This window comes from Lachnospiraceae bacterium KGMB03038, from assembly GCA_007361935.1.
GTDB lineage: Bacteria > Bacillota > Clostridia > Lachnospirales > Lachnospiraceae > Massilistercora.
The window spans coordinates 3,180,811-3,195,078 of sequence record CP041667.1 but is presented as its reverse complement, the minus strand read 5'-3'; the positions used below and the strand labels follow the sequence as shown (position 1 = coordinate 3,195,078).

Annotated in this window: 13 protein-coding genes; all 13 read left to right on the top strand. The window is 52.2% G+C overall.

Features of this window, described 5'->3' with window-relative positions:
* Genes FND36_15730 through FND36_15670 form a run of 13 tightly spaced genes read left to right on the top strand, consistent with a single transcriptional unit; the run spans position 1 to position 14,252 of the window.
* Positions 1-1,068, top strand: coding sequence for a zinc-binding dehydrogenase (locus tag FND36_15730; protein ID QDW75367.1), 1,068 nt, complete (start codon positions 1-3; stop codon positions 1,066-1,068).
* Positions 1,069-1,081: 13 nt separating this feature from the next.
* Entirely contained in the window at positions 1,082-2,194 is a 1,113-nt protein-coding gene (locus FND36_15725) for a creatininase family protein (protein QDW75366.1), read from the top strand.
* Positions 2,195-2,213: 19 nt separating this feature from the next.
* The gene (locus tag FND36_15720) at positions 2,214-3,404 is read left to right on the top strand and encodes a CoA transferase (GenBank protein ID QDW75365.1); all 1,191 of its coding nucleotides are present in this window, start codon (positions 2,214-2,216) and stop codon (positions 3,402-3,404) included.
* Positions 3,405-3,421: 17 nt separating this feature from the next.
* Positions 3,422-4,324, top strand: a complete 903-nt coding sequence (locus tag FND36_15715; GenBank protein ID QDW75364.1) for a hydroxymethylglutaryl-CoA lyase — start codon at positions 3,422-3,424, stop codon at positions 4,322-4,324.
* Between the two features lie 16 nt (positions 4,325-4,340).
* Positions 4,341-5,735 (top strand): aldehyde dehydrogenase family protein, encoded by a 1,395-nt coding sequence (locus tag FND36_15710; GenBank protein QDW75363.1) that lies wholly within the window; start codon positions 4,341-4,343, stop codon positions 5,733-5,735.
* A 48-nt stretch (positions 5,736-5,783) separates the two neighbouring features.
* Positions 5,784-6,947 carry a 3-methylitaconate isomerase gene (locus FND36_15705; GenBank protein QDW75362.1) on the top strand — a complete coding sequence of 388 codons (1,164 nt, stop codon included), beginning with the start codon at positions 5,784-5,786 and terminating at the stop codon, positions 6,945-6,947.
* A gap of 19 nt (positions 6,948-6,966) precedes the next feature.
* The gene (locus FND36_15700) at positions 6,967-8,226 is read left to right on the top strand and encodes a 3-isopropylmalate dehydratase large subunit (protein ID QDW75361.1); all 1,260 of its coding nucleotides are present in this window, start codon (positions 6,967-6,969) and stop codon (positions 8,224-8,226) included.
* Complete coding sequence (locus FND36_15695) at positions 8,223-8,735, top strand: 3-isopropylmalate dehydratase (GenBank protein QDW75360.1); 513 nt, start codon at positions 8,223-8,225, stop codon at positions 8,733-8,735. Before FND36_15700 ends, FND36_15695 begins: the two co-directional genes overlap by 4 nt.
* Positions 8,732-9,424, top strand: a complete 693-nt coding sequence (locus FND36_15690) for a hypothetical protein (protein ID QDW75359.1) — start codon at positions 8,732-8,734, stop codon at positions 9,422-9,424. Before FND36_15695 ends, FND36_15690 begins: the two co-directional genes overlap by 4 nt.
* Before the next feature lie 12 nt (positions 9,425-9,436).
* Complete coding sequence (locus FND36_15685; GenBank protein QDW75358.1) at positions 9,437-10,450, top strand: GGGtGRT protein; 1,014 nt, start codon at positions 9,437-9,439, stop codon at positions 10,448-10,450.
* A 48-nt stretch (positions 10,451-10,498) separates the two neighbouring features.
* Entirely contained in the window at positions 10,499-10,999 is a 501-nt protein-coding gene (locus FND36_15680; GenBank protein ID QDW75357.1) for a PaaI family thioesterase, read from the top strand.
* A 48-nt stretch (positions 11,000-11,047) separates the two neighbouring features.
* On the top strand, positions 11,048-13,048 hold the full coding sequence (locus FND36_15675) for an FAD-dependent oxidoreductase (protein ID QDW75356.1): 2,001 nt from the start codon (positions 11,048-11,050) through the stop codon (positions 13,046-13,048).
* Positions 13,049-13,064: 16 nt separating this feature from the next.
* Positions 13,065-14,252, top strand: a complete 1,188-nt coding sequence (locus FND36_15670; protein ID QDW75355.1) for an MFS transporter — start codon at positions 13,065-13,067, stop codon at positions 14,250-14,252.
* The last annotated feature ends 16 nt before the right edge of the window (positions 14,253-14,268 follow it).

Sequence of the window (14,268 nt, the reverse complement as noted above, 5' to 3'; positions counted from 1 at the left end):
ATGAAATCATTAGATGCATTTTTGCACGGCCCAAAGGATCTAAGACTGGAAGAAGTAGAAGTGGCCGATCTGAAACCAACCCAGATCCTGGTGAAACTCCATGCCTGCGGAATCTGCGGATCTGACGTAGAGTGTTATCTGGGACATTCCAAAGAGGGCCGTTACGACCTGGGGCCTTACACGCCGGGACATGAGTGGGCAGGGGAAGTAGTCGCCGTCGGTTCAGACGTGATTTCTTTGAAAGTAGGCGACCGCGTGACAGGAGAATGCGCCAACTCCTGCAACCGCTGCGATATCTGCAAAGAAGGGATCAACAACTCTTATTGTACAAACTGGAATGAAGTGGGCTTTATGCCAAGCGCTCCCGGCGGAATGGGAGAATATCTCATCGGAGAGGAACAGTTCTGCTACAAACTGCCGGACAATATGACTTATATCGAAGGAGCGCTGGTGGAACCTTGCTCGGTGGCTTATTACAGCCTTTATGGGAGAGACGGTTTCGTGGCCAGGACCGACGATTGTGTGATCTTTGGCGCCGGCGCCATCGGCTTATTTGCAGCGACTATCTGCAAGGCGGCAGGCGCGAAGGTCATCGTGGTAGAACCGATTGAGTTCCGGAGGAAAATGGCGGAAGACATCATCGGTGTAGACCTGACCATTGACCCGATGAATGAGGATGTGGTGGAGACGGTATTTGCCAACACAGACGGGCAGGGCGCATCGCTTATCGTAGAATGTACCGGAACAGATTTCGGCGTTTCTACAACGGTTGATATCGCAAAAGCTCACGCAAGGATCCGCTTCATCGGACATTCTATCGGCCGCAGGATCCCGATCGAGATCGGCAAGGCCATCTGGAAAGGACTGAACCTCCAGGGAAGCGCGGGACAGCCATGGTTCTTTACCAAGACGATCAAGTTTATGAGCCGGGTGAAAGACCAGATTGATTTTACAAAATTTATTACAGCATATTATAAGCTGGAAGATATCCAGGATGCGTTTGACATGGCCATCGAGCATAAAGACCGGGCGGTCAAAGTGATGCTTACCATGAACGAAGAAGAGTAAGGAGGACAAAGATATGGCATACGAGAACAGCATGTGGCTGACTACAGAGAATCCAGCCATTGTATTTGAGAATACAAAGGTAGGACAGTTAAAAAAGAAAATCTGGGATATGTCAGAGGAAGAAGTAGATAAACTTTTAAAAGAGCGTTATGAGATTCCATCACCTTCCGAGATTGGACTGCCCAATACCTATATCCAGACAACGCCAAGATATAAAGTGGTAGAAAAGAGGAAGAAAAATGATGTCGTCCTGGTGCCGGTAGGATGTACAGAATGCCACGGCATGCATACCGTTTCCGGACTGGATACGTTCCAGTGCCAGTCTATCGTAGAAGGCGTGCGGCGCGCGACAGCAAAGGACGGCAGAGAAGTCAGCCTTGCCTATAATCCGCTCCCATATGGAGCCCATCCATACCATCACCTGGGAATGCCGGGGACCGTCATGCTGCCGCAGAGCGTAGCGGTAGAAAATCTGGTAGCGGTCATGCTGGGACTTTGGAATGACGGGTTCCGCAAACAGATTTATATCAATAACCACGGGCAGCTGTGGGTATTGGAGACGGCGCTTCATGAATTCCTTTATCGGTATCAGCTTCCCTGCATCATCCAGGTCATGGACTGGCATCGGGCAATCCGGGAATTCTTCTTCCCATGCGCGAAAGACGACATGGTACAGACGCCATTTGTACACGCGGACGAATGTGAGACTTCTGTAGCCCGGCTGTGCTTCCCGGAGGGAATGGTAGATATGGATCATGTGGAAGAAGCTCATAACAAGGCATATTTTGAACCGGGACGGTTTGATAATTCTACTGATTCGTTCCATCGTCCGCAGCGCTGGAGTGAGACGGAGATGACCTGCCCGATCACATTTAAAGGGACTCCGGAAGGAGTGGTAGGTACGCCTGCTATCGCAGAAGCGAGAAAGGCGAAGCGTCCGATCCTGGCCGCCTGCGAATACCTGACTTACTGTGTAGATGAGATTCTGGGAAGCTTTCCGCCGGGAGAAGTTCCGCCGACAGAGGAAGTAACCCACCGCACCGCGGAAGAAATGGCTCCGTATCTGAAAGAACCTGGAAGTGAAGGATGGCGCTCTGTATTTGGACTTCCCAAGGTAGGCATGTAGAAAAAGAGGTGACGAGGAAATGGCACAGAAAGGTGCGTTAAGTGGAATCCGTGTGCTGGATTTAAGCCGTGTGCTGGCCGGCCCGTTCTGCACCATGATGCTGGCGGATATGGGAGCGGAGGTCATTAAAATCGAAATTCCCGGAAAAGGAGACGACAGCAGAAATTTTGGGCCTTTCGTAAACGGCGAAAGCGGCTATTATATGAACGTCAACCGGAATAAAAAAGGAATCACTTTGAACCTGAAAGGAAAAGGGAAAGACCTGTTTCTTCAGATGGTGAAAGAGGCTGATATGGTAGTAGAAAATTATCGGCCGGGAGTGATGGAAAAGCTGGGACTTGGCTACGAAGAATTAAAAAAGGTCAATCCAGCGATCATCTATGGCGCCGTGTCTGGTTTTGGACATTATGGACCCTATACCCTGCGGCCTGGCTATGATGTGATCGGCCAGGCCAGCAGCGGCCTGATGAGTGTGACGGGCTGGCCGGACGGCAGCCCCACACGGATCGGGACTGCCATGGCAGACAGCCTGGCAGGTTACTCTTTGGCGATCGGGCTTTTGGCGGCGCTTCAATACCGGAATCAGACAGGAGTTGGACAAAAGGTAGACATCGGTATGATGGATTCCTGTATCGCGAGTATGCAGATCATTTATCCGATCTATACCATGGGCGGGCGCATCCCCGAGCGCATTGGAAACCGGTATGAGTCCAATTATCCTACAGATACTTTTGCGACAAAGGACGGCATGATCGTTATTGGAGCGGCTAACGACAAATTGTGGCAGAAGCTGTGCGAAGTGATGGGAAAACCAGAGCTTTCCGCAGATGAGCGGTATGACAAGAACCCAAAGAGAGTGGAACGATATCAAGAGATCAAGCCGGTCATTGAGGCGTGGACCAGAGAATATACCAGTGAAGAAGTAATGGAGAAACTGTTGAATGGAGGCGTTCCAGCCTCACCCATCAACAACCTGGCCCAAGTGGCGGCGGATCCCCACGCAAAGGCAAGAGAAATGTTTGTCCATGTAGAACATCCGGTGGCGGGTGATACAGTACTGACGGGCTCCCAATTTAAGATGAGTGAGACAAATCCGGAAGTAGAAAGACATTCTCCGCTCCTTGGCGAACACAACGAAGAAATCTACAGGGATCTTCTGGGGATCGAGGGACAGGAACTGGAAACGCTGAAAGAAGAGGGCGTGATCTAGAGAAAGGAAGGTTTCTTATGAAACTGCCAGAGAAAGTGACAGTAATCGAAGTTGGGCCAAGAGACGGATTCCAGAATGTCAAGGATTTTATTGCCACAGAGGATAAGATCCGTATTATTGAACTGCTGCGAAACGCAGGGGTAACTGCCGTAGAAGTGACCTCATTTGTACATCCGAAAGCAGTGCCTCAGATGGCGGACGCAAAAGAAGTGGCAGAAAAGGTCCGCGAAAAATTCCCTGATCTTAGAGCCATTGCCCTGGTACCCAACGAGCGGGGCGCAAAAAACGCCTGGGAGTGCGGCATAAAAGAAGTCAGCTATGTGATCTCAGCAAGCGAAGCCCACAACCAGGCAAATGTCCGGCGGACCGTCAAGGAGTCCCTGGAAGAGCTGGGAAAAATCCGTCAAGCGGTACCAGAGTTAAAAGTGCGTCTGGACATCGCCACCGCCTTTGGATGTCCCTATGCGGGGAAAATCTCTCAAGAGCAGGTGTTTGCCTTGATGGAAGAAGCCAAAGATTTTGGAATCCAGGAGATCGTTTTATGCGATACTATTGGGATCGCTGATCCGGTACGGGTCGCGGGGCTTGCGGAAGCGGTAAAAAAGCGGTATCCGGAATTTATATATACCATGCATCTGCATAACACCAGGGGCCAGGGCTTAGCCAATATCCTGGCCGCCATGCAGAATGGGATAACCTCCTTTGAGACCTCGGTGGGCGGACTGGGCGGCTGCCCGTTCGCGCCGGGGGCGGCAGGGAACGCGGCGACGGAAGATTTCCTGAACATGCTGGACTATATGGGCGTTGAGAGCGGGATCGCGGGAGAAGAATATCTGAAAGCGGTGGCATATGTAAAGGCAAAGGTTCATGCGGATCTGACAGGAAATATGCTGCGGGCTTGCAAGTATGATCATATATGAGAAAGAAGGCTTGAACATGGAAAAGCGAAATGAAGAAGTATACGTTGCCGATTTGATGGAACGGGCCAGAAAGGCGCAGAAAATCGCGGACGGCTACACCCAGGAGCAGGTGGACAAACTCTCAAGAGCTATCGGCTGGGCGCTGGTACAGAAAGATACGGTAGAAAAAATTGCCGCGTTCTGCCAGGAAGAGACTCGTATGGGCAACGAGGAATCGAAACAGAACAAATTATATAAAAAAGTGAGGGGCGTTTTAAGCGACATCAATCCGCAGAAAACGGTGGGCGTAGTAGAAGAAAACCAAGAAACCGGAATCCGCAGGCTGGCGAAACCGGTAGGAGTGATTGGCTCACTGATTCCTACCACGCAGCCGGAACTTTGTCCGGCTACCCAGGGAATCCTGGCAGTAAAGAGCCGAAACGCCATTGTATTCTCGCCCCATCCCAGGAGTCAGAGAACGACCTATATGGTCACAGAGATTATGAGAGAGGTGTTAAGGAAGCATGGGGCGCCGGAAGATCTTTTGATCTGCGCGGAGCATCCAACCATGGAGATGAGCCGTCAGATCATGGCTCAGTCCGATCTTGTGATCGCTACCGGAGGGGCGGGTATGGTGAAGGCAGCATACAGCTCTGGAACCCCAGCCTATGGCGTGGGTGTTGGAAACGCCGTGGTAGTCATTGACGAGACGGCGGATTTAAAAGAGGCGGCGGCCAACGTGCGTGTCAGTAAGACGTTTGACTATGCCTCTGGCTGTTCCTGTGAGAATTCTATCGTGGTCAGTGAGCAGATCTACGATGAATTTCTGGAGTGCCTGAAAGCAGAGGGGGCTTATTTGGCCTCGGCGGAAGAAAAGGATAAATTCCAGAAAGCGATCTGGCCGGATGGGGGCCATGTGCTGAACCGGGATATCGTGACCCAGCCGGCGTCCAGGATCGGGCAGATCGCGGGAGTAGAAGTGCCGGAAGATGCCGCAATGATCTTGGTGGAAGAGACAGGAAGAGGAGAGGAATATCCCTTCTCCGGTGAAAAGCTTTGTGTAGTATTGACTGTATACAAGTATAAAGATTTCTCAGAGGCAGTGCGGATTGTCAATGAGATACACAGCTACCAGGGAGCCGGACATTCCTGCGGGATCCAGTCTAACAATGAGGAGCATATCCTGGAGCTTGCTCTGAATACCAAGACGACCCGCGTGATGGTGAGACAGCCGCAGAGCGTAGGAAACAGCGGTGACTGGAACAATGGGATGCCATTTACCGGTTCCTTAGGCTGCGGAACCTGGGGAGGCAATATCGTTTCTGAAAATATTACCCTGAAGCATTTTCTTAACAATACCTGGCTGAGCGTGCCGATCAAAGGAACGATCCCCAGCGATGAGGAAATCTTTCGGGAAGCAATGACGGAATAATAGATCTGAAGAACCGAAAAGCGGCGGGAAAGAAAGGAGCGGCGTTAGATGGATGAGAGAAAGAGCCTGAGGTGTTCGATCATAAGAGGGGGAACCAGCAAAGGGATTTTTATCAAGGAAAATGAGCTTCCGGACGATCCTGCCGCAAGAGATGCTGTGATCAGGGCTGTGTTTGGCAGTCCTGATATCCGGCAGATTGACGGGCTGGGAGGCGCGGATGTGCTGACCAGCAAGCTGGCCATTATCGGACCGCCCTCCAGACCGGATGCGGATGTGGACTATACCTTTGGGCAGGTCAGCTTTGAGACGGATAAGATTGATTACAGCGGAAACTGCGGAAATATCTCTTCCGCGGTAGGGCCTTATGCCATTGACGAAGGAATGGTGCGGGCCGATGGGGAAGCGGCCTTCGTGCGGATCCATATGAAAAATACAGGGAGAATCCTTCGTGCAGAAGTACCGACCAGAGATGGAAGAGCAGTGGAGACGGGGGATTTTGCCATTGATGGAGTGCCGGGAACAGGCGCCAGGATTACGCTGGACTGGTCCGACACCGCCGGAGGTGTGACTGGGAAACTGCTTCCTACAGGGAATGTAAAGGATCAGGTGTGTATAGAAGGAAAGAACTATGAAGTCAGCCTGGTGGATGCCGGGAATCCGCTGGTATTTATCCGGGCAGAAGCACTTGGTATGACGGGCACAGAAAGCCCGGATGAAATTGAAAATAACGCGGAACTTATGCGTACCATAGAGAAAATCCGGGGATGGGCGGCGGCCCGGATAGGCTTGTGTGAACGGCCGGAAGAAGCTGCCAGAGTTACACCTTATAATCCATTTTTTGCTATTGTATCTAAGCCTCAGAGTTATCGGGCTATCAATGGGAAAGAAATCCGAGAGCAGGAGATAGACATTACAGCCCGCCTTCTGTTCATGCTGCGGATGCATAAAGCTTATCCGATCACTGGGACGGCAGCTACCGCGGCGGCGGTCCGGATTCCGGGGAGTGTGGCCTGGGAGGTGCTGCGGGAAGAAGCGAAAAACCGGGAGACGATCTGCATCGGCCATCCTTCAGGAAAACTTCCGGCAGAGTCCATAGTTTCTGTGGAGGACGGCAGGATCCAGCTTAAGAAGATCGGGGTCTATCGTACCGCCAGGAGAATCATGGACGGCAGGGTGTATCTGCCGGAAGGAATAGACATAGGGAAAGGATAGACTGGAGAGAGGTGAGAATATGGGGAAAACCATTGCGGAAAAGATTATCGCGCGGGCAGCGGGAGCAGAAGAAGTACAGCCGGGAGATATTGTCTGGGTCCAGATTGACCGGGCTATGATGGATGATATCCTGGGGCCTCGGATCCAGATCGCGAAGCAGTTAGAAGAATTGGGCGTACCAGTATGGGATCCGGAGAAAGTGGTGATCATCTCGGATCATTATACCCCGCCTGCTACGATCCAACAGGCGGAAATCGTGAAGTTTACCCGGGATTGGGCCAGAACGCATGGGATACAGAACTATTATGAATTTGAGGGCCCTTGCCATCAGATTATGGCGGAGACTGGGAATGTACGGCCGGGCATGATTATACTGGGGACGGATTCCCATACCTGTATGGGCGGGGCTTTGAATGCTTTTGCCAGCGGTGTGGGATCCACAGAGATGCTGGGAATCCTGGCCACTGGAAAGACTTGGCTGAAAGTGCCCGAGACGATCCGGGTAGTTTGGGAAGGGACCCTGTCTGAGAATGTGATGGCGAAGGATGTTTCCCTGAAGACGATCGGCCAGATCGGCCATTCAGGCGCGACATATCTGTCTGTAGAATATCAGGGGAATACCATTGGCGAAATGTCGATGGACGAGCGTATGGCCATATCTAATATGGCGGTGGAAATGGGCGCTAAGGCAGGAATCATGCCATTTGATGAAAAAACAAAAAATTTTTTGGATCATATCGAGGTGGACGCCGAGACCTATGAGCCCTGTTTTAGCGATGAAGACGCAGTATATCAGCATACTTACAATTTCCGGGCGGAGGAGTTAAAACCCCAGGTAGCCTGTCCCCATGAGGTGGATCATGTGACAGCCGCGGAGGAGCTTCACAATGTCCCCATCCATCAGGCATACCTGGGCTCCTGTACCGGAGGAAGGCTAAATGACCTAAAGACAGCGGCAGAATATCTGAAAGGAAAGAAAGTGGCAAAAGGTGTTCGGCTTTTGGTATCCCCAGCTTCCCGGAAAATCTGGAAAGAGGCAGATGAAAAAGGATATCTTGGAACGATCGCGGAGGCTGGCGGCGTGATCATGGCCCCTACCTGCGGTGTGTGTGTAGGGCTGCACAGCGGCCTGATCGCCGGAGGGGAGAACTGTATCTCTTCCAGCAACCGGAATTTCCTTGGAAGGATGGGAAGCAAAGAAGGACAGATTTATCTTGCCTCGCCTCTGACGGTGGCGGCCAGCGCGGTGGCAGGCAGGATCCAGGAGGGAGAAAAATGATGAAAGGGAAAGCGTTAAAATATGGCGACAACATCAATACAGATATTATTTCTCCGCCTCAGTATATGGATCTTTCTATCGAAGAAGCGTCCCGGTATTCTATGAGCGCGGTGGATCCGGATTTCTACAGAAAGGTACAAAAGGGGGATATCTTTGTGGCGGAGGAAAACTTAGGCTCCGGATCCAGCCGGGAGACCTCCCCGCTGACTTTAAAATACTTAGGGATAAGCGCGGTAGTGGCAAGGTCTTTCGCTCGGATTTTCTACCGGAATCTGATCAATGTAGGAATCCCGGCTCTTCAGTGCAAGGATGCGGGCAAGATCCGGGAAGGGGATGAATTAGATGTGGATATGGATAAAGGAATCATCTGGAATCGGACAAGGAAAGAACGCTACCGCTGCCAGAAACTGCCGGAGCATATGATGAAGATCATTGAAGCGGGCGGTCTTTTCCCATATTTGAAAAAGGAGATCGGAGAAGGAAAGTCTGGAGCGGGGGGAGAAGTATGAAGTATACGAAGGATTTGCTGGACCGTCAGTGTGTAAAGTGCGGGGCAGATGAAGGTGTTTCTCCAATCCCGCAGGAGGGAACGTTTACGAAAGTTTGTCAGATTACAGAAATTTCCGGATTCAGCCATGGCGTAGGGACCTGCGGGTTAAAGCAGGGAGCTTGTAAGCTGTCTTTGAATATTAAAGCAGGCGTTATTGAGGAAGCGCTTGTAGAAGTGCTGGGGTGTACAGGAATGACCCATTCCGCGGCTATGGCTTCCGAGGTGCTTCCAGGCAAAACGATTCTGGAAGCGCTGAATACGGATTTGGTCTGTGATGCCATTAACGTGGCTATGAGAGAGATTTTTCTTGCGCTTGCCTATGGACGGACGCAGACCGCTTATTCGGAAGGCGGTCTGGATGTGGGAGCCGCCATGGAAGATTTGGGGCATGGAATGAGAAGCCAAGTGGGCACTTGCTATTCTACCCGCTTGAAAGGCCCCAGGTATCTGGAGATGACGGAAGGGTATGTGACAGAACTGGCGCTGGATGAAGAGCGGGAGATCATAGGATTTGCTTACATCAAGACGGGCCAGATGCTGGAAGAGATCCAGGCGGGAGTGCCGGCCCAGGAAGCGCTGGAACATGCCAGAGGCATCAGCGGAAGATATGAGGAGGGGGTCTTCTATATAGATCCCCGCAGAGAGTAGAGGGAGAAAAAGATGGCAAGATTTCCAAACATGGATAGAAAAATAGATCGGATCGAAGGATTGCTCGGCAGATATGGGATTTCCTCCCTGGAAGAAGCAGAAGATATCTGTCTGGAGCATGGAGTCGATCCGGCGGGGCTTGTGAAAGGAACACAGCCGATCTGTTTTTCGGACGCCCCCTGGGCGTACATCGCGGGAGCCGCCGTGGCTATCGCCGCAGGCGCAGGAACTGCGGCGGAGGCGGCTCTGATGATCGGGGAAGCCCTGCAGGCATTTTGCGTGCCGGGATCGGTGGCGGAAGAACGTAAAGTAGGAATCGGACACGGAAAACTGGCGGCCATGGTATTGTCAGAAGAAGTACGCTGTTTTGCTTTTCTGGCCGGACATGAGTCTTTCGCCGCGGCGGAGGGGGCCATCGGCATTGTCCAGTCTGCCAATCGGGTGCGGAAAACACCCCTGCGGGTAATCTTAAATGGTCTGGGGAAAGACGCGGCAAAGATGATCGCCCGGATGAATGGATTTACCTATATAAGGACCAGGTATGATTATAAAGAGGATCAGATCCAGGTGATCGGGGAGAAGGCTTATTCTGACGGGGAGCGGGCCAAGATCCGCTGCTATGGCGCCCATGAAGTGCGGGAGGGTGTGGCTGTTATGGAACTGGAAGATGTGGACGTCTCTATTTCTGGAAATGGGACCAATATGGTGCGTTTTACTCATTTGGTGGCAGGCGCTTACAAGAAGAAGTGTCTGGAAAAGGGAAAGCATTACTTTGCCTGTGCTTCCGGGGGAGGCATCGGAAGGACTCTGGGGCCGGATGAAACGTCTGCGGGACCTGCATCCTACGGACTGACAGATTCTATGAGCCGGATGTATGGGGATACTACGTTCGCAGGTTCCTCTTCGGTTCCGGCCCATGTGGCGATGATGGGATTCATTGGAATGGGAAATAACCCTATGGTGGGAGCTACCGTAAAGACGGCTGTAGCAGTGGATGAGGCGCTGAAGCGCCGAAGAAACAGTTAGGCCGGCAGACGAGCGGGAGGAGGAAAATCACAAAAAGGGGGAAGAACGGTGGATTATCAAGTATTTGAGATGCTGGGGGACTCCCGGTTTGCCCAGCAGGAAGCGGAAGAAGGGCAGGCTTATATGGAGCGGGTGTTCCGCCGGGTTTTTGGCTCTTCGCAGGAAGAGGACGGGGAGCAGATCACGGAGCATGTTTACGAACTGATGCGCAGTCGGTTTGTTTCCTGCAGTTTCCAGGAGCGCACGCTGGATATGGAATTTGTTGTACGGCAGTGGGAATTGAATCCCATGGGCAATCTTCACGGGGGGATCCTGGTGACGGCAGTGGACATGGCATGCGGGATCCTGACCCGGTTTTACAGGCAGACGAAAGCGGTTTCCACGGTCCATCTCTCTGTGGATTTCTTAAGGCCGATCAAGTGCGGAGAGACCTTTATCGTGCGGGCAAAGCTGAATAAATCCGGCCGTCGGATCGCGTTTCTGACGGCAGAGGTGTTCTTGAAAAAAGACGGTCGGACGGCAGCTACCGCATCTGGCACGTTTGTATAAAATCCTGCCCTGGCGGCGGAAATAAAATTCAATAATGGGGGTACATCTATGGAAGAGAAGAGATTTCAGTATTTAATGGAGCCGATCCGGATTGGTACAATGACGGTGAAGAACCGTATTGTATTTCCGCCGATGAACACGAATCTAACGTCAGAGGACGGCTGTGTGACACCGGATCTGGAGGAGTACTATTTAAGGAGGGCAAGGGGCGGCGCGGGGCTTATCATCCTGGAAGCGGCAAGCGTGTCGAAAGACTCCAGGAATCACCCAAGGCAGCCTATGATCTGTGACCGGAAATATACCGCATCCTGGGCAAAATTGGCGGAAAAGCTGCATCGGTATCATACAAAATTATCAATCGAGCTGGTACACTATGGAAGCGAAGCCTCGATTCCGCCGAGGGTCTCTCCATCGGGAATTTCCAAGTATAAAGAGAACCCGGGAAAAGTCCTGACGGTGGAAGAGATCCATCATATTCAGGAGCAGTTTGTGGATGCGGCGGTTTTTGCAAAACAAGCGGGGATTGACGCGGTTACGCTCCACGGATGTCACGGATATTTGATCGCGGAATTCCTTTCCCCGGTATTTAATCAGCGCAGGGATGAATATGGAGGCAGTTTCGAAAACCGCTGCCGTTTCTTGCTGGAGATCATTGAAAAATGCCGCAAGGCGCTGGGACCCAAGTTTCCGATCATGGTACGCTACAGCGCCAATGAGTATGTAGAAGGAGGAAGAGGTCTGGAGGAATCTGTGGCGCTGGCGAAAGTGCTGGAATCGGCAGGAGTGGCGGCTATTGATATTTCCGCCTCCCAGCCGTCGGCATATCTGATGACTACGCCGCCTTACTGTCTGCCCCACACGAAAGGACTTTTGGCGCCCTATTCGGAAGCGATCAAGAAAGCGGTAGAGATTCCGGTCTTTACGGCCATCGGCATTAGGGATTCGGAATTCGCGGAAGAACTGATCCGGGAGGGAAAAGCAGACCTGATCGCGTTGGGACGCCCTCAGCTGGCGGACCCGGATTATGCGTATAAAGTATCTAGAGGAGAGCCTGAGAAGATTCGCCATTGCCTTTCTTGTGAATTTTGCCTGGATACTCTGGATGACGACCGCCAGATCCGGTGCGCGGTGAATCCAGAGACCGGGAGGGAGACTGAATTTGATGGGATCGCTCCCGCGGAGAATAAAAAAGAGGTCCTGGTCATCGGCGGAGGACCGGCGGGGATGGAAGCGGCCAGAATTTCTGCTCTCAGGGGACATTCCGTGACTTTGATGGAGAAAAGGAACGCTCTTGGAGGGACGCTGAACGCGGCAAAGCTTCCGCCCAATAAAGAAATGATCGGGTGTCTGGTTGAATGGTATGAGAGGGAATTGAAGGAGCTTGGCGTGAAAGTATGCCTGGGAACGGAAGTGACAGAGGAAATGGTCCGGGAGAGAAAACCGGATGTATTGTTCTTAGCCTGCGGTTCTCATTATATCAAACGAATCAAAGGAAGTGACGGCCCTAATGTGATCAATGCTTATGAGGCGCTGACTCAGCCGGAGCGGGTCGGAGAGCGGGTGGTCATCGTAGGCGGCGGCGCTTCCGGAGCAGAGGCCGCGGAGTATTTCTCAGGGGCGCTGGCGGAAGTGGAATGTCTGGGAGCGGACGGTATTGGAGGAAATCTGCGGTTTGCTGTGAAGAAAAAAGAAGGAACGGTGAAGCGGAACATTACGATCGTGGAGATGCTGGATGAAATCTGCAGTGATATGGACGTGTTCTGCAAGGAGACTGTGCTTTTTACCCTGCGTCAAAACGGGGTACAGTTCCGGGCTGGCTGCCGGGTAGAGGAGATCACGGAGCAGGCAGTGCGGGTCTTTGATCTTGAGAGTCGGGAGGAAGCAGTACTCCCAGTAGATACAGTAATCCTTGCGGGAGGTTTAAAATCCAACGGGCTGGAAGAGTTCCAGGAGACAGACTGTCCGGTGATCCGGCTTGGGGACGCGATCTGGCCGGGCAAGATCAAGGATGCGGTCTATACAGCGTATGCGGAGGCGGCGCGATTGTAAGCGCGGATAAGCAAGGATGTGGAGGAAAGGAGTTATGAAACAAAACGAGAAAAATACCCTTCCGATCACAGTTGTATTATATATCCTGATGTTTTTCTACGCGGTTTTTACCACAATGCCAGGAACTCAGCTGCTGGTCCTGACTGGAGAATTCGGTCTGGCGCTGTCTGAGGGCGGTGTTTTCACGGTGGCAGTAAACGGAGGCTGTATCCTTGGGATCGCGGCCTCTGTTTTCTTCCTGGACCGTTATGATAAGAAATATCTGGTACTGGGATCTTATCTGCTGTTTGGAGGGATGCTGGTCGGAATAGGGGTGTCGGAAAGCTATTTTGGATTTTTGATGCTTTTGGTCCTTGCGGGAGCGGGAATGAAATTTTTCGACTCTTCCGTAAACGCGTGTGTGTCTGGGCTAAACCCAAAGAACAGCGGATTTTACATGAATCTTCTCCACTGCAGTTTTGGGATCGGAGCTTTTGCGGGCCCGGTATTTACCACGGCGCTGACGGATATGGGAATGGAATGGAGACAGAGTTATCTTCTGCTTGGAATGGCGGCGGTACTGATGTGCGTCGTCTACGGATGGGTGCAGAAGGGGTATGCGCCTTTGCGGGAGCGGCCGCGGGCAGACAGTCCGGCGGCGGAAGGATCTGTTTTTCAGGGAAGGGTTTTTTGCCTGATGGCATTGCTTTTATGTTACTGCGGCCACCAGATTGGCATTAACAGCTGGCTTCCAGCCTATATGCAGGAAGAGATGGGAACAGGGGCGGCTATGGCGAATCTTAGCGTCTCTGCCTTCTGGATCGGGCTGATCTTAAGCCGTCTTGTCAGCGCCGTCCTTACCAGGCGTTTCCCAGAAGTGAAGATTTTAAGCAGAGGTCTGCTTCTGGGAGCGGCCGGACTGCTGATCGGGATTTTGAGTCGGAATTTTCTGCTGACGATGGCGGGAGTTGGAGCATCGGGATTATTTGCGGGGGCGGCGATTCCGCTGACTTTGACCATCGGCTACGGGTGGTTTCCGGGAAAAGTGGGGAAGATCTCTACCTTACTCTTTTTGTGCATTGCGGGAGGGGCGGTGGCGCTTCCCTGGCTGATGGGACTGTGCGTAGAGGCGGGAGGTCTTTTCGCGAGTATGGTTTTGGATGGAGTAAGCCTTGCGGGCGCGGCGGTGATCGCCTTTTTAGTAGAATACAGAAAAATGGCATGAGAAAAGTCTTTCCGGG

Bases quoted from the DNA above. Each gene is read 5' to 3' on its own strand.
- FND36_15730 (QDW75367.1), top strand. From the start codon at position 1: ATGAAATCATTAGATGCATTTTTGCACGGCCCAAAGGATCTAAGACTG.
- FND36_15725 (QDW75366.1), top strand. From the start codon at position 1,082: ATGGCATACGAGAACAGCATGTGGCTGACTACAGAGAATCCAGCCATT.
- FND36_15720 (QDW75365.1), top strand. From the start codon at position 2,214: ATGGCACAGAAAGGTGCGTTAAGTGGAATCCGTGTGCTGGATTTAAGC.
- FND36_15715 (QDW75364.1), top strand. From the start codon at position 3,422: ATGAAACTGCCAGAGAAAGTGACAGTAATCGAAGTTGGGCCAAGAGAC.
- FND36_15710 (QDW75363.1), top strand. From the start codon at position 4,341: ATGGAAAAGCGAAATGAAGAAGTATACGTTGCCGATTTGATGGAACGG.
- FND36_15705 (QDW75362.1), top strand. From the start codon at position 5,784: ATGGATGAGAGAAAGAGCCTGAGGTGTTCGATCATAAGAGGGGGAACC.
- FND36_15700 (QDW75361.1), top strand. From the start codon at position 6,967: ATGGGGAAAACCATTGCGGAAAAGATTATCGCGCGGGCAGCGGGAGCA.
- FND36_15695 (QDW75360.1), top strand. From the start codon at position 8,223: ATGATGAAAGGGAAAGCGTTAAAATATGGCGACAACATCAATACAGAT.
- FND36_15690 (QDW75359.1), top strand. From the start codon at position 8,732: ATGAAGTATACGAAGGATTTGCTGGACCGTCAGTGTGTAAAGTGCGGG.
- FND36_15685 (QDW75358.1), top strand. From the start codon at position 9,437: ATGGCAAGATTTCCAAACATGGATAGAAAAATAGATCGGATCGAAGGA.
- FND36_15675 (QDW75356.1), top strand. From the start codon at position 11,048: ATGGAAGAGAAGAGATTTCAGTATTTAATGGAGCCGATCCGGATTGGT.
- FND36_15670 (QDW75355.1), top strand. From the start codon at position 13,065: ATGTGGAGGAAAGGAGTTATGAAACAAAACGAGAAAAATACCCTTCCG.